Origin of the sequence: Enterobacter asburiae (genome assembly GCF_024599655.1) — a bacterium.
Classification (GTDB): domain Bacteria; phylum Pseudomonadota; class Gammaproteobacteria; order Enterobacterales; family Enterobacteriaceae; genus Enterobacter; species Enterobacter asburiae_D.
This window is the reverse complement of sequence record NZ_CP102247.1, coordinates 2361164-2382193: the sequence shown is the minus strand read 5'-3', so window position 1 is coordinate 2382193 and position 21030 is coordinate 2361164. Positions and strand designations below refer to the sequence as shown.

Annotated in this window: 20 protein-coding genes; 17 read left to right on the top strand and 3 right to left on the bottom strand. The window is 59.2% G+C overall.

Features of this window, described 5'->3' with window-relative positions:
* Nucleotides 1-3 precede the first annotated feature (3 nt).
* From NQ230_RS11225 to NQ230_RS11210, 4 genes are read left to right on the top strand one after another with little or no spacing between them, the layout of a single operon-like run.
* Nucleotides 4-1026, top strand: a complete 1023-nt coding sequence (locus NQ230_RS11225; RefSeq protein WP_032656950.1) for an ABC transporter permease — start codon at nt 4-6, stop codon at nt 1024-1026.
* Nucleotides 1023-1916 (top strand): D,D-dipeptide ABC transporter permease, encoded by an 894-nt coding sequence (ddpC, locus tag NQ230_RS11220; protein WP_257261242.1) that lies wholly within the window; start codon nt 1023-1025, stop codon nt 1914-1916. Before NQ230_RS11225 ends, ddpC begins: the two co-directional genes overlap by 4 nt.
* Nucleotides 1916-2902, top strand: a complete 987-nt coding sequence (locus tag NQ230_RS11215; protein WP_121423802.1) for an ABC transporter ATP-binding protein — start codon at nt 1916-1918, stop codon at nt 2900-2902. Before ddpC ends, NQ230_RS11215 begins: the two co-directional genes overlap by 1 nt.
* A complete protein-coding gene (locus tag NQ230_RS11210; protein WP_257261241.1) occupies nt 2895-3824 on the top strand; it encodes an oligopeptide/dipeptide ABC transporter ATP-binding protein in 930 nt (309 codons plus the stop codon). The genes NQ230_RS11215 and NQ230_RS11210 overlap by 8 nt, the downstream gene beginning before the upstream one ends.
* Here NQ230_RS11210 and NQ230_RS11205 read toward each other — a convergent pair.
* Nucleotides 3821-4570 (bottom strand): SDR family NAD(P)-dependent oxidoreductase, encoded by a 750-nt coding sequence (locus NQ230_RS11205; protein WP_008501706.1) that lies wholly within the window; start codon nt 4568-4570, stop codon nt 3821-3823. The two genes, NQ230_RS11210 and NQ230_RS11205, sit on opposite strands and share 4 nt — an antisense overlap.
* A 114-nt stretch (nt 4571-4684) precedes the next feature.
* Between NQ230_RS11205 and NQ230_RS11200 the strand changes: the two genes are divergently transcribed.
* Entirely contained in the window at nt 4685-5590 is a 906-nt protein-coding gene (locus NQ230_RS11200) for a LysR family transcriptional regulator (RefSeq protein WP_121423805.1), read from the top strand.
* 23 nt (nt 5591-5613) lie between these two features.
* On the opposite strand, the gene NQ230_RS11195 is transcribed toward NQ230_RS11200, so the two are convergent.
* On the bottom strand, nt 5614-6042 hold the full coding sequence (locus tag NQ230_RS11195) for an OsmC family protein (RefSeq protein WP_023311893.1): 429 nt from the start codon (nt 6040-6042) through the stop codon (nt 5614-5616).
* Nucleotides 6043-6157: 115 nt separating this feature from the next.
* On the opposite strand from NQ230_RS11195, the gene NQ230_RS11190 reads away from it, so the two are divergent.
* Entirely contained in the window at nt 6158-7117 is a 960-nt protein-coding gene (locus tag NQ230_RS11190; RefSeq protein WP_257261236.1) for a hypothetical protein, read from the top strand.
* A 7-nt stretch (nt 7118-7124) separates the two neighbouring features.
* Here NQ230_RS11190 and NQ230_RS11185 read toward each other — a convergent pair whose 3' ends face one another.
* On the bottom strand, nt 7125-8000 hold the full coding sequence (locus NQ230_RS11185) for a LysR family transcriptional regulator (protein ID WP_063142709.1): 876 nt from the start codon (nt 7998-8000) through the stop codon (nt 7125-7127).
* Between the two features lie 110 nt (nt 8001-8110).
* Here NQ230_RS11185 and NQ230_RS11180 point away from each other — a divergent pair, with 110 nt between their 5' ends.
* From NQ230_RS11180 to NQ230_RS11130, 11 genes are all read left to right on the top strand, one after another.
* A complete protein-coding gene (locus NQ230_RS11180) occupies nt 8111-8962 on the top strand; it encodes a Vmh family MBL fold metallo-hydrolase (RefSeq protein WP_257261233.1) in 852 nt (283 codons plus the stop codon).
* 232 nt (nt 8963-9194) lie between these two features.
* On the top strand, nt 9195-9410 hold the full coding sequence (bdm, locus tag NQ230_RS11175) for a biofilm-dependent modulation protein (RefSeq protein WP_023335793.1): 216 nt from the start codon (nt 9195-9197) through the stop codon (nt 9408-9410).
* Between the two features lie 95 nt (nt 9411-9505).
* Entirely contained in the window at nt 9506-9643 is a 138-nt protein-coding gene (gene sra, locus NQ230_RS11170; RefSeq protein WP_008501714.1) for a stationary-phase-induced ribosome-associated protein, read from the top strand.
* A 176-nt stretch (nt 9644-9819) separates the two neighbouring features.
* Complete coding sequence (locus tag NQ230_RS11165) at nt 9820-11517, top strand: NAD-dependent malic enzyme (protein WP_159514237.1); 1698 nt, start codon at nt 9820-9822, stop codon at nt 11515-11517.
* 424 nt (nt 11518-11941) lie between these two features.
* Entirely contained in the window at nt 11942-13654 is a 1713-nt protein-coding gene (locus tag NQ230_RS11160; protein WP_257261231.1) for an ABC-F family ATP-binding cassette domain-containing protein, read from the top strand.
* A gap of 197 nt (nt 13655-13851) precedes the next feature.
* Nucleotides 13852-14862, top strand: coding sequence for an alcohol dehydrogenase AdhP (gene adhP, locus NQ230_RS11155; RefSeq protein WP_213820989.1), 1011 nt, complete (start codon nt 13852-13854; stop codon nt 14860-14862).
* Between the two features lie 149 nt (nt 14863-15011).
* Complete coding sequence (locus NQ230_RS11150; RefSeq protein WP_257261229.1) at nt 15012-16631, top strand: TIGR04028 family ABC transporter substrate-binding protein; 1620 nt, start codon at nt 15012-15014, stop codon at nt 16629-16631.
* Nucleotides 16632-16641: 10 nt separating this feature from the next.
* Nucleotides 16642-17586, top strand: coding sequence for an ABC transporter permease (locus tag NQ230_RS11145; protein WP_257261226.1), 945 nt, complete (start codon nt 16642-16644; stop codon nt 17584-17586).
* Nucleotides 17583-18431 (top strand): ABC transporter permease, encoded by an 849-nt coding sequence (locus NQ230_RS11140; RefSeq protein ID WP_257261223.1) that lies wholly within the window; start codon nt 17583-17585, stop codon nt 18429-18431. Before NQ230_RS11145 ends, NQ230_RS11140 begins: the two co-directional genes overlap by 4 nt.
* Nucleotides 18431-20038: a dipeptide ABC transporter ATP-binding protein gene (locus tag NQ230_RS11135; RefSeq protein WP_257261221.1), complete on the top strand. Its 1608-nt coding sequence runs from the start codon at nt 18431-18433 to the stop codon at nt 20036-20038. Before NQ230_RS11140 ends, NQ230_RS11135 begins: the two co-directional genes overlap by 1 nt.
* Nucleotides 20035-21024, top strand: a complete 990-nt coding sequence (locus NQ230_RS11130) for a putative FMN-dependent luciferase-like monooxygenase (RefSeq protein WP_257261220.1) — start codon at nt 20035-20037, stop codon at nt 21022-21024. The genes NQ230_RS11135 and NQ230_RS11130 overlap by 4 nt, the downstream gene beginning before the upstream one ends.
* Nucleotides 21025-21030: the final 6 nt, after the last annotated feature.

The window sequence follows — 21030 nt, the reverse complement described above, 5'->3', positions numbered from 1 at the left end:
CGTATGACGTTCTGGAGCATCGTGCGCCAGCGCTGCTGGGGGTTAATCCTGGTGGTGGCCGGTGTCTGTATTATCACCTTTATTATTTCACACCTGATCCCCGGCGACCCGGCCCGTCTGCTGGCCGGCGATCGCGCCAGCGACGAAATCGTGCAGAACATCCGCCAGCAGCTAGGGCTGGATCGGCCGCTGTATATACAGTTTGGCCGCTACGTGGACGCTCTGGCGCACGGTGATTTAGGCACGTCCATCCGTACCGGGCGTCCGGTCGCCGAAGATCTGAAGGCCTTTTTCCCCGCCACGCTGGAGCTGGCCTTTTGCTCTCTGCTGCTGGCGCTGGTCATCGGCGTGCCGCTGGGGATTTTATCGGCAGTGTACCGCAACCGCTGGCTGGATCACCTGGTGCGTTTAATGGCGATGACCGGGATCTCCACGCCTGCCTTCTGGCTTGGGCTGGGCGTGATTGTGCTGTTCTACGGGCACCTGCAGATTCTGCCGGGCGGCGGCAGGCTGGACGACTGGCTCGATCCGCCGACGCACGTCACCGGGTTTTATCTGCTGGACGCGCTGCTGGAGGGCAACGGTGAGGTCTTTTTCAATGCGCTTCAGCACCTGATTTTACCCTCGCTGACGCTGGCGTTTGTTCACCTGGGGATTGTGGCGCGGCAGGTTCGCTCGGCGATGCTGGAGCAGCTTAGCGAGGACTACATCCGCACCGCGCGCGCCAGCGGCCTGCCCGGCTGGTACATCGTCCTGCGCTACGCCCTGCCCAATGCCATGATCCCGTCCATTACCGTGCTCGGGCTGGCGCTGGGCGATCTGCTTTACGGCGCCGTGCTGACCGAAACCGTCTTTGCCTGGCCGGGCATGGGCGCCTGGGTGGTGACATCCATCCAGGCGCTCGATTTCCCTGCCGTAATGGGCTTTGCCGTCGTCGTTTCGCTGGCCTACGTGCTGGTTAATCTGGTGGTCGATCTGCTTTACCTGTGGATTGACCCGCGAATCGGGCGCGGAGGTGCCGAATGATGTTAACGCAGGAAACGCCCGTCACGGTTAAAACCGCCAGACAACGCATCAACTGGGCAAAGCTGTTCTGGATGCTGCGTCAAAGCCCGCTCACGATCGTTGGCGGCGTCATTATGATTGCGATGCTCTTTCTGATGGTGGCTTCGCCGTGGATTGTGCCGCATGACCCGAACGCGCTGGATCTTACCGCCCGCCTGCAGGCGCCGTCTGCGCAACACTGGTTTGGTACCGATGAGGTAGGACGAGACCTGTTCAGCCGCGTGCTGACGGGCAGCCAGCAGTCGATTACCGCCGGGCTGGCGGTCGTGGTGATTGCGGGCGGCATTGGCTCACTGCTGGGCTGTTTGTCCGGCGTGCTGGGCGGGCGCGGCGACGCCATCATCATGCGGGTGATGGACATTATGCTCTCGATTCCCTCCCTGGTGCTGACCATGGCGCTGGCCGCCGCGCTCGGTCCGAGCCTGTTTAACGCCATGCTGGCGATTGCGATTGTCCGCATCCCGTTTTACGTCCGCCTGGCGCGCGGGCAAACCCTGGTGGTGCGCCAGTTTACCTACGTTCAGGCCGCCCGCACGTTTGGCGCGTCCCGCTGGCATTTGATCCGCTGGCATATTCTGCGCAACGCCCTGCCTCCGCTGATTGTGCAAGCTTCGCTGGATATCGGTAGCGCCATTCTGATGGCCGCCACGCTGGGGTTTATTGGCCTGGGCGCGCAGCAGCCCACCGCCGAATGGGGGGCGATGGTGGCCGTGGGCCGTAACTACGTCCTGGACCAGTGGTGGTACTGCGCCTTTCCCGGTGCGGCGATTTTAATTACCGCCGTGGGCTTTAACCTGTTTGGCGACGGTATCCGCGATCTGCTGGATCCGAAGTCAGGAGGAAAACAGTGATGACCGAACCGGTATTACGTATTGAAGACCTGCACCTGAGCTTCCCGATTTTTCGCGGTGAGGTTCACGCGCTTAATCACGTCTCGCTGGAGATCGGCAGGGGCGAAATTGTCGGCGTGGTGGGCGAATCCGGTTCCGGTAAATCCGTGACCGCCATGCTCGCCATGCGCCTGCTGCCGGAAGGGAGCTACCGCATTCACCACGGTCAGGTGAAATTACTCGGCGAAAACGTCCTGACGGCGTCCGAGAAGCAGCTTCGCCAGTGGCGCGGAGCCCGAGTGGCGATGATTTTTCAGGAGCCGATGACCGCCCTCAACCCGACGCGGCGGATTGGCAAACAGATGGTGGAGGTGATCCGCCAGCATCAGCCGCTTTCGCGGCGCGAGGCGCAGCAGAAGGCGATTACCCTGCTGGAAGAGATGCAAATCCCGGACGCGAAGCAGGTCATGGAACGTTATCCGTTTGAACTGTCAGGAGGTATGCGCCAGCGGGTGATGATCGCCCTTGCCTTCTCCTGCGAGCCGGAGCTGATCATCGCCGACGAGCCGACCACCGCGCTGGACGTTACCGTCCAGCTCCAGGTGCTGCGCTTGCTGAAGCATAAGGCGCGGGCCAGCGGTACCTCGGTGCTGTTTATCAGCCATGATATGGCCGTGGTGTCGCAGCTTTGCGACAGAATGTACGTGATGTATGCGGGCAGCGTGATCGAGAGCGGTGCCACGCAAACGCTGATCCACCGCCCAGTGCATCCCTATTCCATAGGCCTGCTGCAGTGCGCCCCGGAAAACGGCCAGCCGCGCGACCTGCTTCCCGCCATCCCCGGTACGGTGCCCAACCTCAGCCAGCTTCCGCAGGGTTGCGCCTTCCGCGAGCGCTGCTTTGCCGCCGGGGCGAAATGCAGCGAAACGCCGCGCTTACAGCCCAATGGGGCAGAAGGCCAACAGGCTGCCTGCTGGTATCCACAACGGGAGAAACACCATGTCTGATGTACTGCTGGAACTGGATAGCGTGCACGTGAACTTTGCGGCGCGTAAAAACTGGCTGGGGCGCGTAACGGAACAGGTCCATGCTCTCAACGGGCTCGATCTTCAGATCCGTCGGGGGGAAACGCTGGGCATTGTCGGGGAATCCGGCTGCGGGAAAAGCACGCTGGCCCAGCTGCTGATGGGCATGCTTAAGCCCAGCACCGGGGCATGCCAGCGGGCGCACCACGCGGGCGGCATGCAGATGGTGTTTCAGGATCCGCTCTCCTCCCTCGACCCGCGATTGCCGGTCTGGCGCATCATCACCGAGCCGGTGTGGGTGCAGAAACGCAGCAGCGAGCGCGTGCGTCGTCAACTTGCGGAGGAACTGGCGCTGCAGGTTGGCATTCGCCCGGAATACCTCGACAGGCTTCCGCACGCCTTCTCCGGCGGGCAGCGCCAGCGCATCGCCATCGCCCGGGCGCTCTCGTCCGACCCCGATATTATCGTGCTTGATGAACCCACCAGCGCGCTGGATATCTCCGTGCAGGCGCAAATCCTCAACCTGCTGGTGAACCTGCAGCAGCAGCGTAATCTGACCTACGTGTTAATTTCGCATAACGTCTCGGTGGTCAGACACATGAGCGACCGGGTGGCGGTGATGTACCTCGGGCAGATTGTGGAGCTGGGCAGCGCCGGTCAGGTGCTTGGCGAGCCGCGCCATCCCTATACCCGTCTGTTGCTCGACTCGGTTCCCCGCACAGGTGAACCGCTGGATGAAAATCTGGCCTTGCGCAAAACGGAGCTTCCCGGCAACCGTCATCTGCCCGAAGGCTGTTTTTTCCGCGACCGTTGTCCGATGGCAACGCAGGGGTGTGAGCGACCCCAGCCGTTACAGCCCTCACGCGAGGGCCGTAACGTCCGCTGCTGGCGCAGTCTGGATTAGATTTGTGCCATCCCGCCGTCCACGAACAGCTCGGTGGCGTTGATAAAGCTGGCCGCGTCGGAGGCCAGAAACGCCACCGCTTTACCCACCTCACCCGGCGCGCCTAAACGCCCCAGCGGTACCTGCGCGGCCAGCGCGTCGTACAGCCCCTGACGGTGTTCTTCCGGCACCAGATCGCCGAGGCCTGGCGTTTTGATCGGGCCCGGGCTCACCACGTTGACGCGGATCCCGCGGCCCTGCAAATCCAGCGCCCAGGAGCGGGCAAAGTTGCGCACGGCGGCCTTACTGGCGCTGTAGACGCTGAAGTTGGCCGTTCCTTTAATGGACACCGTCGAGCCGGTCAGAATAATCGACGATCCGGCGGAGAGCAGAGGCAGCGCCTTCTGCACCGTAAACAGCACACCGCGAACGTTGGTGCCGAAAATACGGTCAAACTGCTCTTCGGTGATCGCGCCCAGCGGCAGCATATCGCCGCCACCGGCGTTGGCGAACAGGATATCAAGACGGCCTTCTTCTTTGGCTATCCGGGCATAGACCTCATCCAGATCGGCAAGCTTAGAGACGTCCGCGCGAATGCCTACCGCGGTTGAAGCAATTTCAGCCACCGCCGCGTCCAGCTCGGCCTGGCGACGCCCGGTGATATATACCTTCGCACCCTGAGCCGCCAGCTCCTGCGCCGTGGCAAGACCAATACCGGTGCTGCCGCCGGTGACCAGTGCGATTTTTCCTGAGAGAGTCGTGTTCATGTCATTTACCTTTTGTTGGGTTTGCGTTGGACAAACTTTAGCCCTTGCGCCATTAGTGAAAAACAGGCAAAAAAGAAAATGACTATTCACCTACAGAAATAATCAGAGGTCATCATGGACCAGCTCATGGCGATGCGCGCTTTTACGCGGGTCGTGGAGTCAGGCAGTTTTACCCGCGCGGCGGACTCGCTGAATATGCCGATCGCCACGCTGAGCAAGCTGGTTAAATCGCTAGAGTCGCACCTGGAGATACGTCTCCTGCACCGGACGACTCGCCGGGTGGTCGCGACGCCTGAAGGGATGGAATACTATGAAAAAGCGCTCAGAGTGCTGATTGATATCGAAGACATCGACACCTCGTTTCGCGTTTCCCGCGCGACGCCAAAAGGGCATTTGCGGGTTGACGTGGGCGGCTCCACCGCCCGGGACGTGCTCATCCCCCTACTTCCGGAATTTATGCGGCGCTATCCGGATATCCGCATCGACCTTGGCGTGGCCGACCGGCCGGTCGATCTCATCAGCGGTAACGTAGACTGTGTGATCCGCGGCGGGCCGCTGGACGACTCGACCCTGATCGCCCGTCATCTCGGTAACGCCGAAATGGTCACCTGCGCGACGCCCGGTTACCTGAAAAATCATGGCGTCCCGGCCTATCCGCAGGAGCTGTGCAACGGCCACAAGCTCATTAGCTATCTCTCTCCCGTCACCGGACGGGCATTTCCGTTTCGCTTCCGGCAGAACGGCGAGGCGCTGGAGATTACTATTCCGCACTATTTCGGCGTCAATGAAAGTAATGCCCATCTGGCGGCTGCCGCGGCGGGGCTGGGGATCGTTCAGACCTTTGAGTATTCCGCAAAGTCATATTTGCAGGCGGGAACGCTGACGGCGATCCTGGGCGACTGGCGCCCTGCCGCCTATCCGTTTCATGTGGTTTACCCGCAGAACCGGCATTTGACGCACAGACTGAAGGTCTTTATCGCCTGGCTGGCGGGGGTGTTCCCCGCCGCGCTGAAGGGGTAGCCGGGCGCGAACCCGGCTGGGGCTTAGTTAAGCTTATAGTCCAGGGTAATCTCGGCTTTCAGGAGCTGTGATACCGGACAGCCCGCTTTTGCTTTCTGAATAATGCCATCGAACTGCTGGGGGGCGATGCCTGGAACGGTCACCTTGCTTTTCAGGGCAACCTTAGTGATGGCAAAGCCGCCGTCGGTTTTATCCAGAGAGACGTCCGCCGTAGTATCAATGGAGTCGGCGGTATAGCCCGCTTCCCCGAGCATCAGCGACAGCGCCATTGAGAAGCAGGCCGCATGTGCCGCGCCAATCAGCTCTTCGGGGTTGGTCCCCTTTTCACCCTCAAAGCGGGTATTGAAACCATAAGGCTGTTGATTGAGAACGCCGCTCTCTGTGGAAACCGTTCCTTTTCCGCGCTTAATGTCGCCAGACCAGTGTGCCGAACCGTGCTTATGAATAGTCATTCTTGCTCTCCTTTTGGCTTACAAAGGGTTAAGTATAGACTACGCATCTGGCCCACCCTGGAACACAGACAATTCCAGGACTTTCACCTGCTGTACCGACAAAAAGGATAATGATATGGCGCTAAAAATCAGGATGGCCGTTGCCCTAACCACGCTGGCTCTGTCGCTCTCTTCACTGGCGAAAACGCCGGAGGACTTTATCTATACTAGCTCGGGCGATCTCGACGCGGCGTTCCCGCTTGTTGCTCGAAGCGATATCGGCGGCGTGCAGATCGTTTACAACTGGCGCCTGCTGGAACCCGAGAAGGACAGCTATGACTTCTCGCGGATTGAACAGGATCTGGCGCGCGTTAAGTCCGCCCGAAAAAAGCTCTTTATTCAAATCCAGGATCGTTTCTTTGAGCCGGACGCCCGCTACGTGCCGGACTATCTGATGCACGATAAGCGATATGGCGGCGGGATTGCGCCGCAGTTCGATAACCCCGGCGAAGGCAAGCCAGTCGGTTCAGGATGGGTGGCGCGTCAGTGGGATCCTGCCGTGCGCGAGCGCTATCAGGCGCTGCTGGCCGCCCTCGCGAAGCGCTTTGATGGCGAGGTGTATGGGGTAAACCTGCCCGAAACCGCCATTGATATCGACGAAAAAAATCCCCCCGCCGGGTTTACCTGCGACAGCTATTTCGCGGGTGAAATGGAAAACCTGGCCTTTGCACGAAAGGCTTTTCAGAAATCACACGTGGTGCAATACGTGAACTTCTGGCCGTGCGAATGGGATAATGACCACAACTACATGGGGCGTCTGTTTGCGTATGCCAGCGCCAACAATGTCGGTCTGGGCGGGCCAGACATTGTTCCCAACCGCAAGGCGCACATGAAGAATGCCTATCCCTTCTTCCATAAAAATAAACAGACGCTACCGCTCATCGCCATGGCGGTTCAGGAACCGACCCTGACCTATAAGGATCCACAGACCGGAAAACCGTTCACCAAAGCGGAATTTGTCCGCTTCGGCGAAAGTTATCTCGGTGCCGATATTATTTTCTGGAGCACGGCATCTCCCTGGCTAAAGGCGAAGTAATCCCTTCTTATGCCAGGTAGCGCGACAGTTCGTCGAGGAACACGCGCAGCGCGGCAGGCTGGTATTCCCGGGACTGATAAATGCCATGGATGGCAAGCGGTTTCGGCTCAAGCGCCTCCAGCACCGGCACCAGTAATCCCTGTTCCAGCGCGGCAGAGGCTTCGCGCTCCGGCAGCATGGCGATACCGCAGTGCTTAATAGCCGCGTCCATCAGCAGCGAAGAGATGCTGGCGCTCAGGTTGCCGCTGACGGCCACGCTCAGGCTTTCCCCTTCCGGCGTCAGGAAGTGCCAGGACTGCCCGGCGAAAAAGCTGTAGTGCAGGCAGTTGTGCTGCGCTAATTCTTCGGGGCTGACGGGGGTACCGTGCTGTGCAAGATAGTCCGGCGAGGCGCAGAGCACCGACCGACACTCCCCCAGCCGGCGGGCGATCATGCCGGGTTCAGGGTTGTCGGTAATGCGCACGGCGACGTCAATGCGCTCTCCCACCAGGCTGACCGGGTGGTTATTCACGTCCAGCTCAATGCGCAGCTGCGGGTAACGCGAGAGCAGGCCGGGCAGGACCGGCGCAATCAGGTGCATGGCGGTAAAGTGCGCGCAGGCCACCCGCAGCGTGCCGGACGGCAAGTCTTTCTCCGACTGACCTTCAATTTCCTGCGAAATTTGCGAGAGCGTCCGCGTTTTTTGCAGCACCTTTTCCCCTGCTGCGGTCAGCGTCAGCTTGCGCGTGGAGCGGTTTACCAGCCGCGTTCCCGCCCACTTCTCCATTTGTTCAAGGTAGCGACTCACCATCGGTCGGGAAATGCCCAACGCGCGGGCCGCCGCGCTCAAACTTCCCAGCTCGCATATCCGGTTGTAAACCTGAGCGGCGATAACGCGATCCATAAAAGCTCCATTTGCTCGATTTATGAAACTAAGCATGTCTTGTTTCAGGAATTCTGGCAAATGCGAATATCCGTACAATAGACACATTACTGAACAACAGAGACAACAGCATGAAACTCACTCACCTTGCCCTGCTTTCCACCCTTATCACGCCGGCTGTTTTTGCCGCGCCGTTGACCATTGATACCTATAACCCGCAGGAAAAAGGCATTTTCCCGGTCTCCTCCACGCTGGTTTCCGGCCCGAAAGAGGCGGTGCTGTTTGACGCGCAGTTCAGCGTGAAGGATGGCGAAGCGCTGGTAGAGAAAATTCGCCGCAGCGGTAAAACCCTGAATAAGATTGTGATCACCTCCGGCGATCCGGATTTCTATTTTGGCCTGCAGCCGCTGGTCGAAGCCTTCCCGAATGCCAAAGTGGTGGCCACGCAGCATGTGGTTGACCACATCAAAGCCACCAAAGACGCCAAGCTCGCCTACTGGGGCCCGCAGATGAAGGACGGCGCGCCAACGGAGCTGGTCGTCCCGCAGGTGCTTGCCTCCACCACGTTCATGGTTGACGGGGAAAAGGTCGATATCGAGCAGCCGGACAGCTACGCGGCCTATGTGTGGATCCCGTCCGCGAAAACGATCCTCGGCGGCACTGGGGTAGCCTGGGGCATTCACGTCTGGACGGCAGACACCCAGACCCCGGAAAGTCGTAAGCAGTGGCAGGACACTCTGCAGGCTATGGCCGCGCACAAGCCAGAACGCGTGATCCCGGGCCACTATCTTGGCACGCCACCCGCCGGGACTGGCGCGATTGATTTTACCCGCGACTATCTGCAGCGCTTTGACAAGGCCTTATCCGCGCACAAAGATTCAGCAGGCGTCATCAGCACCCTGAAAAAACAGTATCCGGGCCTGGCGGAAGAGAGCTCGCTGGAATTAAGCGCGAAGGTGAATACCGGCGAAATGAAGTGGTAATTTAAAAACAGCTCCTGCTATATTTCCGTGATAGCAGGAGCACCGCCAAAATATCCCCGCCGTTACCCGTCGATATAGCCACACCGTTTAAAAGCGCATAAAAGCATGCACTTATGTCATTTTTATTTCTAAGATGAATCTGAACCACAACCGGGAAAATATTTGCCATTCTGTTTGTGAATTAAATTTTTTGCGAGCCGTACCATTAAACAGACAACGACACGGAGGCAGCATGTTTACTTATTACCCGGCTAATACCACAGCAGCACAACCTGAACTCGTTAACGCGATTGCGCAGGGTCTTCACGCCGAGCACGGTGCTGTGACTGAAGATGACATTTTGATGGAACTCACCAAGTGGGTGGAATCCACGGATAATGACATCCTCAGTGACATCTACCAGCAGACCATTAACTACGTCGTCAGCGGGCAAAACGCACCTTTGTAAAAACCTGCTAAGCTGGATCAGCAACCTAAGGGGTTACATTTCGTTTGCGTAAGCAAACTGGTCCTTAAAACTATCAACAGGATTGAGGAGTTAACATGAAATCGAACCGTCAGGCACGCCATATTCTGGGACTGAACTATAAGCTTTCCAATCAGCGTAAAGTGGTGATTGAAGGCGACCATGAAACGCAGGTCACTCACGCCACCGGCAGAAAACGCCACGCGGGCAAGTAAGTTCCAGACTGAGATCCAGAACACCATCGGTAATCCCGATGGTGTTTTTGTTTATGTGTTGCGGTAATTAATATTTAGCTCCTTTATAATACCGCCTGACCGCACCCCAGCGCACAGGCCAGAAAGATGACAAACAGCAGTGTCAGGGACGGATCTTCATAAAAAGAGTGAGTGACATGGACAACAAACTGAAAAAACATCGTTCCTTATACATCCCATACGCCGGACCGGTTTTACTCGAATTCCCCCTGCTCAACAAAGGCAGCGCCTTCAGCATGGAAGAGCGCAGCAGCTTTAACCTGCTTGGTCTGCTGCCGGAAGTGGTTGAGACCATTGAAGAACAGGCGGAGCGCGCGTGGATCCAGTATCAGGGTTTCAAAACTGAAATCGACAAGCACATCTACCTGCGTAACATTCAGGACACCAATGAAACCCTCTTCTATCGCCTGGTGCAGAACCATCTCGAAGAGATGATGCCGGTGATCTACACCCCGACGGTGGGTGCGGCCTGCGAGCGTTTCTCAGAGATCTACCGTCGCTCTCGCGGGGTATTCATCTCTTATCAGAATCGTCACAACATGGACGATATTCTGCAGAACGTGCCTAACCACAATATCAAAGTGATTGTGGTGACCGACGGCGAACGTATTCTCGGCCTCGGCGACCAGGGCATTGGCGGGATGGGGATCCCAATCGGTAAACTCTCGCTCTACACCGCCTGCGGCGGCATCAGCCCGGCGTATACCCTGCCGGTGGTGCTGGACGTCGGCACCAACAACCAGCAGCTGCTCAACGATCCGCTCTATATGGGCTGGCGCCATCCGCGCATTACCGACGACGAGTACTATCAGTTTGTCGACGATTTCATCCAGGCCGTGAAGCACCGCTGGCCGGACGTGCTGCTGCAGTTTGAAGACTTTGCGCAGAAAAACGCGATGCCGCTGCTGAACCGCTATCGCGATGAGATCTGCTCCTTTAACGACGACATCCAGGGCACCGCATCCGTGACCGTGGGTACGCTTATCGCCGCCAGCCGTGCAGCCGGCAGCCAGCTGAGCTACCAGAAAATCGTCTTCCTGGGTGCAGGCTCTGCGGGCTGCGGTATCGCCGAGCAGATTATCGCCCAGACGCAGCGTGAAGGCTTGAGCGAAGAGCTGGCCCGCTCCCGCGTCTTTATGGTTGACCGTTTCGGCCTGCTGACCGACGGCATGCCAAACCTGCTGCCGTTCCAGACCAAGCTGGTGCAGAAACGTGAGAACCTGAAAAACTGGGATACCGACAACGAAGTCCTTTCCCTGCTGGACGTAGTGCGCAACGTGAAGCCGGATATTCTGATCGGCGTTTCCGGGCAAACCGGTCTCTTTACCGAAGAGATCATTCGCGAGATGCACAAGCACTGCGAGCGCCCTATCGTGATGCCGCTTTCCAACCCGACCTCCCGCGTGGAAGCGACGCCGCAGGACATCATCGCCTGGACCGAAGGTAACGCGCTGGTTGCGACCGGCAGTCCGTTCGATCCGGTGGTGTGGAAGGATAAAACCTATCCGATTGCCCAGTGCAACAACTCGTACATCTTCCCGGGCATTGGTCTGGGCGTGATCGCGTCCGGCGCGTCCCGCATTACCGATGAGATGTTGATGTCGGCGAGCGAAACCCTCGCGGGCTACTCGCCGCTGGTCAACAACGGTGAAGGGCTGGTGCTGCCGGAGCTGAAAGACATTCACAAGGTGTCGCGCGCCATCGCGTTTGCGGTAGGTAAAATGGCGCAGCAACAGGGCGTGGCGGTGAAAACCTCTGCCGACGCGCTGCAGCAGGCCATCGACGACAACTTCTGGAAGCCTGAATACCGCAGCTATCGCCGTACCTCGATTTAAACCGCTTTGACCGTTTCCTCTCCCTGTGGGAGACGCGGTACGGCCCAATCGCCCGGTGGCGCTTCGCTTACCGGGCCTACGGGCATGATGTTTTCCCTCTCCCTGTGGGAGAGGGTTAGGGTGAGGGCAACAGACCGCGCCATCGAATACCCACTAGCCAAACCCCTTTTCCCCCGCTACACTCCCTTCATCCATTAACCTACTGAATATATAAGGAGGCCAATTATGCTGTATCGTGAAATTTTCAATGTTTCACATACATTTGGTGATCGCACCAGCTCAAGCGTTATCGGTATCGTGCTGCGATAACTTCGGCTTGAGCGAAGACACCAACCCCTGAAATCCCTTCTCTCGGGCTTACTGAGTTATCGTCAGCGATGTTTGACGAGGCATAAACATGCCTGTAACTCTTGGGTAAGCAACAATGAGCACTTTACTCACTGCACAATCTTTACGCGTTGATACGGCGTTTGGCACGCTCTTCGACTCACTCTCCTTTACGCTGAAAAAAGGCGACCGCATTGGCCTGCTGGGCGACAACGGCTGCGGAAAAAGCACGCTGCTGAAGGTGCTGGACGGCACTGACTCCCCCGCCTCCGGAACGGTAGCGCTGGCCGGACACTGCCTGATGGCGCGCGTGGAGCAACATCTCCCGGATGCCATTTTCCCGCTGACCATGCTGGATGCCGTACTCGCACAGCTGCCTTTAGCCGAGCGCGATAGCCTGCGCTGGAAAGCCGAAACGCTGCTGGCGAGCATGGGCTTCACGCCGCAGGATATGATGCTGCAATCCGCTACGCTAAGCGGCGGGCAACACACCCGCCTGCTGCTGGCGCGGGCGCTGATTCACGAGCCGGATCTGCTCCTGCTTGATGAACCCAGCAACCACCTGGACCTGCCGACCATGCTCTGGCTGGAACACTTTCTGCAGAACTGGTCAGGCAGCTTCGTGCTGGTCTCCCATGACCGACAGCTGCTGGACGCCGTCACCAACGGCAGCTGGATCCTGCGCGATAAAACGCTGCACTACTTCGCCCTTCCCTGCACGGCCGCCCGCAAGGCGCTTGAAGCCAAGGATGAAAGCGATGCGCAGCGCCACAAGGCGGAGCAAAAGGAGATCGATCGTGTGACCGCCAGCGCGAAGCGGCTGGCGACCTGGGGCAAGGTTTACGACAACGAAGACCTGGCCCGCAAAGCCAAACAGATGGAAAAGCAGGTCGAACGGCTGAAGGAGAGCCAGACGGCGCTCACGGCAGGCAGCCCGTGGACGTTAACCCTGCGAGGAGACGCGCTGCGGGCAGACCGTCTGCTTGAGATGGAAAACCTCAGCGTCCCGCCTGCGCCGGGGCTACCGCCGCTGTTTAACATCGACATGGCGCGGCTGAAAAGCGGCGATCGCGTGGCGATTGTCGGTCGTAACGGCTGCGGCAAATCGTCGCTGATGAGGCTTATCTGGCAACAGTTTGCCGATGAGCCCGCAGACAGCGGGTTGAAAATCCATCCGCGCGTATCGCCAGGCTATTACGATCAGACGCTTCATCAGCTTTCGGATGACGCCACGCTGCTCGACGCGCTGGAGCCATTCGCGCCGGATCCGCAGAACCGCAAAATGGCGCTGATAAGCGCGGGTTTCCCGTGGGCGCGTCACGGGCAAACGGTCAGCACGCTCAGCGGTGGCGAACGCTCGCGCCTGCTGTTCGTAGGCCTGACGCTTGCCCGCTATAGCCTGCTGATGCTGGATGAGCCGACCAACCACCTCGACATGGAAGGCAAAGAGGCGCTGGCACAAACCCTTCAGCAGTTCGAAGGCGGCGTGCTGCTGGTCAGCCATGACCGTCAGTTAATTAGCCAAAGCTGCAACCGTTTCTGGCTGATTGAAGAGGGAAAGCTGAGCGAGTGGCACGATGCAGAAGCGGTGTTTGAGCGCCTGCGTGAAAGCGCGGGTCTGGTGACCACCGCCGCGCCAGTCATGGATGCGGAGACGGTTCAATCCTCGCCGTATGACGATCTGCTCGAACGGCTGGTCGCGCTGGAAACGCTGCTGGAAGACGATCTGGCGCGTAAGCCGAAGCATCAAAAGCCGCAGCTGCAGGCACAATGGCGTAAAGAGATTGAGGAGATAGAAGCACAGCTGTAACGCTGCGCCCGGCGAGGCTCTCTCGTCGGGCCAGTAGTTTCCCCCTAAATTATTAGAGGAACACCCTTTTCTTAATCTGAAAACGAATTAAATGATGACATTATGTTGCCGCAGCCTTGCATTACCAGGCTAATGTATTAATCCTTAAGGGGTATTACCCTGCTATGCAGATTCTTATCATGAACAAGGAGATACACATGAAGGCTGCTGTTGTCACTCAGGATCATCAGGTCAACGTCACCGAAAAAACCTTACGCCCGCTAAAGCACGGGGAAGCCCTGCTGAAGATGGAGTGCTGTGGCGTATGCCATACCGATCTCCACGTGAAGAACGGTGATTTCGGCGATAAAACCGGGGTTATCCTGGGCCACGAAGGGATTGGTATCGTAAAAGAAGTCGGCCCTGGCGTGAAGTCGCTGAAAGTCGGCGACCGCACAAGCGTAGCCTGGTTTTTTGAAGGCTGCGGTCACTGCGAATACTGTAATACCGGCAACGAAACACTGTGCCGCGATGTGAAAAATGCCGGTTACTCCGTTGACGGCGGGATGGCGGAAGAGTGCATCGTCACCGCGGATTACGCGGTAAAAGTGCCGGACGGCCTGGATTCGGCGGCGGCCAGCAGCATCACCTGCGCCGGCGTGACCACCTACAAAGCGGTGAAGGTCTCGGGCATCAAACCGGGCCAGTGGATTGCAATCTATGGTCTGGGCGGGCTGGGCAACCTCGCGCTGCAGTACGCCAAAAACGTCTTTAACGCCAAAGTCATCGCCCTTGACGTTAACGACGAACAGCTGAAGCTGGCGGCCAGCATGGGTGCGGATTTAACCATCAACTCCCGCAGCGAAGATGCCGCGAAAATCGTGCAGGAAAAAACCGGCGGCGCGCATGCCGCAGTCGTCACTGCCGTCGCAAAAGCCGCATTTAACTCAGCCGTTGATGCCGTGCGTGCCGGTGGCCGCGTGGTCGCGGTTGGCCTGCCGCCGGAAGCGATGAGCCTCGACATTCCGCGTCTGGTGCTGGACGGCATTCAGGTAGTGGGTTCGCTGGTCGGCACCCGTCAGGATCTGCAGGAAGCCTTCCAGTTCGCCGCTGAAGGTAAGGTGGTGCCGAAAGTCACGATGCGCCCAATCGAGGACATCAACGCCATCTTTAAAGAGATGGAACAGGGCCAGATCCGTGGCCGTATGGTGATCGACTTACGTTCATAATCGTCCACCATTCATCACCGCTCCTCACTGGAGCGGTTTTTTTATAGCCATTTTCCGGCAATCCTTATCTTAATTCCTTTGTTCCCTTGTTTTCCCCCGCGCCCGATGATGAATCCGACGCTAACAAGAAGATAACAAAGGAATTCACCATGCAAACCCCATTTCGTCTGCCGCTGCTGACGGCGCTGATTCTGGCGACAACCGCAGCCTGGGCAGCAGATGCGCCCGTCAAAGGCGGCACGCTGATTTATCTGGAGCAACAGGCGCACACCAACCTCTATCCGCCTGCCGGTGGCTTTTACCCGAACGGCGGCATTCTGAATCAAATCACCGACAAACTGACGTGGCAGAACCCAAAGACGCTGCAGGTGGAACCCTGGGTGGCAGAAAGCTGGACCACCAACGCCGATAAAACCGAATACACCTTTAAGCTTCGTCCCGGCATCACCTTCTCCGACGGCACGCCGCTGGACGCGAACGCCGTGGCGAAAAATTTTGATACCTACGGTTTAGGCAATAAGGCGCAGCGCCTGCCGGTGTCAGAAGTGATCAATAACTACGATCGTAGCGAAGTCATCGACCCGCTGACCGTGAAGTTCTACTTCAAAAAACCGTCGCCGGGGTTCCTGCAGGGCACCGCCACCATTGGCTCGGGTCTGGTTTCGCTCAGCACGCTGAAGCGCAATTTCGAAGAGCTGGGGGATGCCCGCCATATCATTGGCTCCGGCCCGTTTGTGGTAAAGGACGAGAAGCTGGGCCGTGAAGTGACGCTCGAAGCGCGCAAAGACTATCAGTGGGGCCCCAAAAATCTGGCGCAACAGGGGCCAGCCAATCTTGATGGCATCAAGTTTATTGTGACCCAGGAAGACAGCGTGCGCGTGGGCGCCCTGCTGGCCGGTCAGGCCGACTTTATACGCCAGGTGCAGGCGTATGATGAAAAGCAGGCGACAGACCAGGGCTATAAGATCTACGCCGCCCCGACGCGCGGGGTGAATGACAGCATCAGCTTCCGCCCGGATAACCCGCTGGTCTCTGATATTCGCGTACGCCAGGCGCTGCTGCATGCGACCAATGCAAAACAGGTGGTCGAGACCCTCTTCTCGGCCAACTATCCGCAGGCGAAGTCAGTGATTGCCGATTCCGCCGCAGGCTTTGTCGACCTCAGTGACAAATTGACCTTTGACCCGGCAAAAGCTAACCAGCTGCTGGACGACGCGGGCTGGAAAGCAGGCGGCGACGGGATCCGCGCCAAGGACGGCCAACGTCTGGCACTGACGGTGTATGAATCCCTGCCGCAGCCGCAAAACAAAGAGGTGCTGCAGCTGGTTGCTCAGCAGTGGCGCCAGGTGGGCGTGGCGCTGAGCGTCAAAGCCGGTGACGCAGGCAGCCGCACGCTGGATAACCTTGACCCGCTGAAAACCCCGTTAACCGTCTCCGAAGTAGGCCGCGCCGATCCTGACGTGGTGAAAAGCATGTTCTACCCGGCTAACCGCGACGCGCTGCTTCAAAAAGGCGGATCCAGCGACAAGGTCAAAAACTTCCGTGACGACAAGCTGAATGAACTGCTGGTGAACATTTCGGCTGAGGTCGATCCGCAAAAACGCCTGCAGCTGGCGGGGGACGCCCAGCGCTACCTGCTGGATAACGCCTACGTCATTCCGATTTTCGAAGAGCCGCAGGTCTTTGCCGGTGCGCCGTGGCTGAAAGGCGTCAATTTTGAAGCGGTAGGCCGCCCGTCGTTCTACGGCGCGTGGATTGAGAAACACTGAGGAGCTGACGATGCGCCACGCACTTCTTCAACGCTTTGGGCACGGGCTGCTGGTACTGTGGGCCGCCTTTACCCTCTCGTTCGTGTTGCTCCAGGTGCTGCCGGGCGACGCGGTGCTGATTAAATTTCAGAACCCGGACCTGGGCTTAAGCCCGGCGCAAATCGAGGAGATGCGCGTGGCCTACGGCGCGGACAGCCCGCTGTGGCAGCAATATGGCCACACGCTGCTGGCGATGCTGCGCGGGGATTTCGGCTATTCGCTACAGGCCGGAGTGCCGGTCAGCGAGCTGATTGCCAGCAATCTGCCGGATACCCTGAGTCTCGCCCTGCCCGCGTTTGTACTCGCGGTCCTGCTGGCGTTCGCGCTGGCCTTTGCATCGCGTCTGCCGGGTCTGCGCTGGCTGAGTAATACCCTCCAGTCTCTGCCGGTCCTGTTTATCTCCTTACCGACGTTCTGGCTGGGGATTGCATTTATCCAGCTCTTTTCTTTTCAGCTGCGGCTGATCCCGGTGATTAACCCGACGCCGCTGCAGGGACTGATCCTGCCGATCGTGACCGTCGCGATCCCGATCTCCGCCCCGCTGGCACAAATTCTGATGCGCAGTCTGGACCAGGTGGCAACGCAGCCGTTTGTCGCCGTCGCCCGTGCCAAAGGGCTGAGTGAAACCGCCGTCCTGTGGCGTCACGTTACCGGCAACGCCCTGCTGCCGGTCCTGAACATTGCCGGGCTGCTGCTGGGCGAGCTGATTGCCGGGGCGCTGATCACGGAAACCGTTTTTGGCCGCAGCGGGCTCGGACAGCTGACCCAGCAGGCGGTGAATAACCAGGATATCGCCGTACTTCAGGCGGTCGTGATGATTTCCGCCCTCGGTTTTGTCCTGATCAATCTGCTGGTGGATCTGCTGATGCCGCTGCTGGATCCCCGTCTGCAAACCGTTACCGGAGGTGCATCATGAGTCTGGTCGATTACGCTGCCGCCGCGCGAAAACGCGTTCCAGCCTGGCAGGGCGTGGAATGGCAACCGGGACTGTGGCTGGCATGGGGGGTGATTATTCTCGCCGCTTTTGCCGCCGTGGCACCAGGTCTGTTAACCCACTACAGCCCGATTGAGGGCATCGCTGGGGCACAACGCCTGGCGCCGCAGGCGGGACACTGGCTCGGCACCGATCAGCTTGGCCGCGATGTTTACACGCGTATTGTCTACGGTGCATCACACTCCCTGAGCGCGGCGCTGGCCGCCGTGACGATGGGTCTGGTGGTCGGTACCGGCTTAGGGGTGGTTGCCGGGGCGTTCGCCGGACGCGTCGAGTCTCTGCTGATGCGTTTCGTCGACGTGCTGCTGTCCATCCCGTCTCTGCTGCTCTCGCTGACGGTGATTATTCTGCTCGGGTTTGGCACCGTTAACGCCGCGATTGCCGTCGGCGTGGCCTCTATTGCCAGCTTCGCCCGCCTCGCGCGCGGTGAAGTCGTGCGCATCCGGCACACGAATTACGTCGAGGCGGCGTTTGGCAGCGGCGGGACGTTTTTCGCCGTGCTGTGGCGACACATCCTGCCCAACGCCTTAACCGCCGTTCTGGCCTTTGCCACGCTGCAGTTTGGTCAGGCCATCCTGGCGCTCTCCACGCTGAGCTTTCTCGGCTACGGCACCCCGCCGCCCGTGCCGGAATGGGGCTTACTGATTGCCGAAGGCCGTAACTATCTCTCTACCGCCTGGTGGCTCACCACCTTCCCCGGCGTCGTCGTCATCGCCGTGGTGCTGGCCACCAACCGTATCAGCCAACAGTTCAGCGGAGGTCGCTAATGACCGTTCTCTCAGTGGAAAATTTGACGATCAGCTACCGTACCGCGCGCCAGTGGCGAGAGGTGGTGCATAACGTCAGCTTCACGCTCGGGCGAGGGGAAATGCTGGCGTTTGTCGGCGAATCAGGATCCGGCAAAACGACCACGGCACAGGCGATCATTGGTCTGCTGGCTGACAATGCCCGGCGCGATGCGGGAAAAATATCGCTCAACGGCGAGGAGATTAGCCGATGGTCCGCTAAGCGTCTCGATACCCTCCGCGGGGCGCGAATTAGCCTGGTTCCGCAGGATCCGGGTAATTCGCTCAACCCGGTGAAAACCATCGGCGCGCAGGTCGGAGAAATTATTCAGCTACACCAGAAAGTGACCCGCGCCCAGCGCGACGAGCAGGTGCTCGCCCTGCTGACAAAGGTCGGCCTGAGCCACCCCGAAGAGCGCATGACGCAGTACCCCCACCAGCTCTCCGGCGGGATGAAACAGCGCGTGTTGATTGCCATCGCCATTGCCCTGCGCCCGGATGTGATCGTTGCCGATGAGCCCACCAGCGCGCTGGATGTGACAGTGCAAAAACGCATTCTCGATCTGCTGGATATCCTGCGCCGGGAATCGGGTACCGCCGTTCTGTTTGTCACCCACGATCTGGCGCTGGCCGCACAGCGCGCGGACAGGCTGCTGGTCTTTCGCGATGGCGAGGTTCAGGAGCATGGCAACACTACCGATATCGTACGCACGCCGCAGCACGCCTACACCCGCCAGCTGTTGAGCGATCTCCAGGGTCAGCGCCTGACCATCGCCCCGGTGGCAGGCCGCCCGCTCGCGTCACCAGCCATTCGCGCCCGCGCCATCAGCAAACAATTCTCTCTGGGCAAAGGTCATCAGCTTCAGGCGCTGGATCGGGTGACGTTTGACGTCAGGCGCGGCAGTACGCATGCGCTGGTGGGTGAATCCGGCTCCGGGAAAACCACCCTCGCCCGTATTTTGCTCGGTTTTGAACAGGCCGACAGCGGGCAGGTCATCATTGATGATATTGATGCCACCGCGCTCAGCCGCGAGGCCCGCCGTCAGCTGCGCCAGAAGATCCAGTTTGTCTACCAGAACCCGTTTGCCTCTCTCGACCCGCGTCAGACGCTGTTTGACATCATCGAAGAACCACTGAAGAATTTTTCTCGCCTGAGCAAAGCGGAGCGAAAGGTCCAGGTGGAGACCGTGGCGCAGAAGGTTGCCCTGCCCGTCGAACTCCTGAGCCGCACCGCCCGGGAACTTTCAGGCGGACAGCGTCAGCGCGTTGCCATCGCCCGGGCGCTGATCCTCGAGCCGACCATTCTGGTGCTGGACGAAGCCACCTCGGCGCTGGACGTCACCGTGCAGGCGCAGATCCTGGCTCTACTTCAGCAGCTGCAGCAGCAGCTGGGATTGACCTACCTCTTCATCACGCACGATCTGTCTACCGTGCGCCGGATCGCCCACAGCGTCACGGTGCTGCGCAGCGGTCAGGTGGTCGAACAGGGCGACGTCGGAACCTTATTCGCGTCGCCGCAGAACGATTATACCCGCGAGCTGATTGACGCCATTCCCCATTTTTCACCCGCTACGGAGGAGTTCGCATGACGCGAAAACGCCTGGGATTTTTCACCCGCCTGCTTGACGACGCTACGCCGAAGGAGCGCTATCGTCTGGCAACTGAACAGATCCGCCACGCCGAACGCCACGGTTTTGACAGCGCCTGGATCGCGCAGCACCACTTCCACGAAAGTGAAGGCGGCCTGCCGTCGCCGCTGCTGTTTCTGGCGCACGTCGCCGCGCATACCGAAACCATCCGCCTGGGCACGGCCATCATTACCCTGCCGATGGAAAACCCGCTGCGCGTCGCAGAAGATGCCGCCGTGCTCGATTTACTCGCCGATGGCCGTCTTGAAGTCGGTTTTGGATCGGGCGGCACACCGACCTCATTTCTGCCGTTCGGCCTGACGTTTGAGGAGCGCGGCGCGGCCTTTGCCGACCATTTGCATGTGATTCAAAGCGCCTGGCGCGGGGATTCACTGACCCATCCGGATAACCATCTTTACCCGCCTGCGCCACAGCTTGCTGACCGTATCTGGATTGCCACCTTCTCCGTTGACGGTGCCGTTCGCGCCGCGCAGGCCGGACACGGTTTAATGCTCTCCCGCACGCAGCCGCGCCCGGCAGATCGGCTGGATCTAACGCTCGACGAGATCCAGTACCCGATTGTGGATGCCTACCTCGATGCGCTGCCTGCGGGCATCGCCCCGCGTATCCTGGCCTCCCGTACGGCGTTCGTCGCCGACAGCGACGACTATGCTCTCAAGGTCGCGACGCCGGGTCTCATAAAACAAGCCCAGCAGCATCGCGCTGCCGGGCACACGGTTAAAGGTGACAGTGTCACAGAATATCGCCGTCAGTTTGATGCGCATATTGGTTCGCCCGATACGGTGCTGCATTCGCTGAATGCTGATTCCATTCTCAGGCGCGCCACGGATATCTCATTCCAGGTCCATTCGGTCGAACCTACGCATCGCGACACGCTGCGGTCCATCGAACTGATTGCCGAACGCATTGCCCCCCACATACTTTGAGGAGAC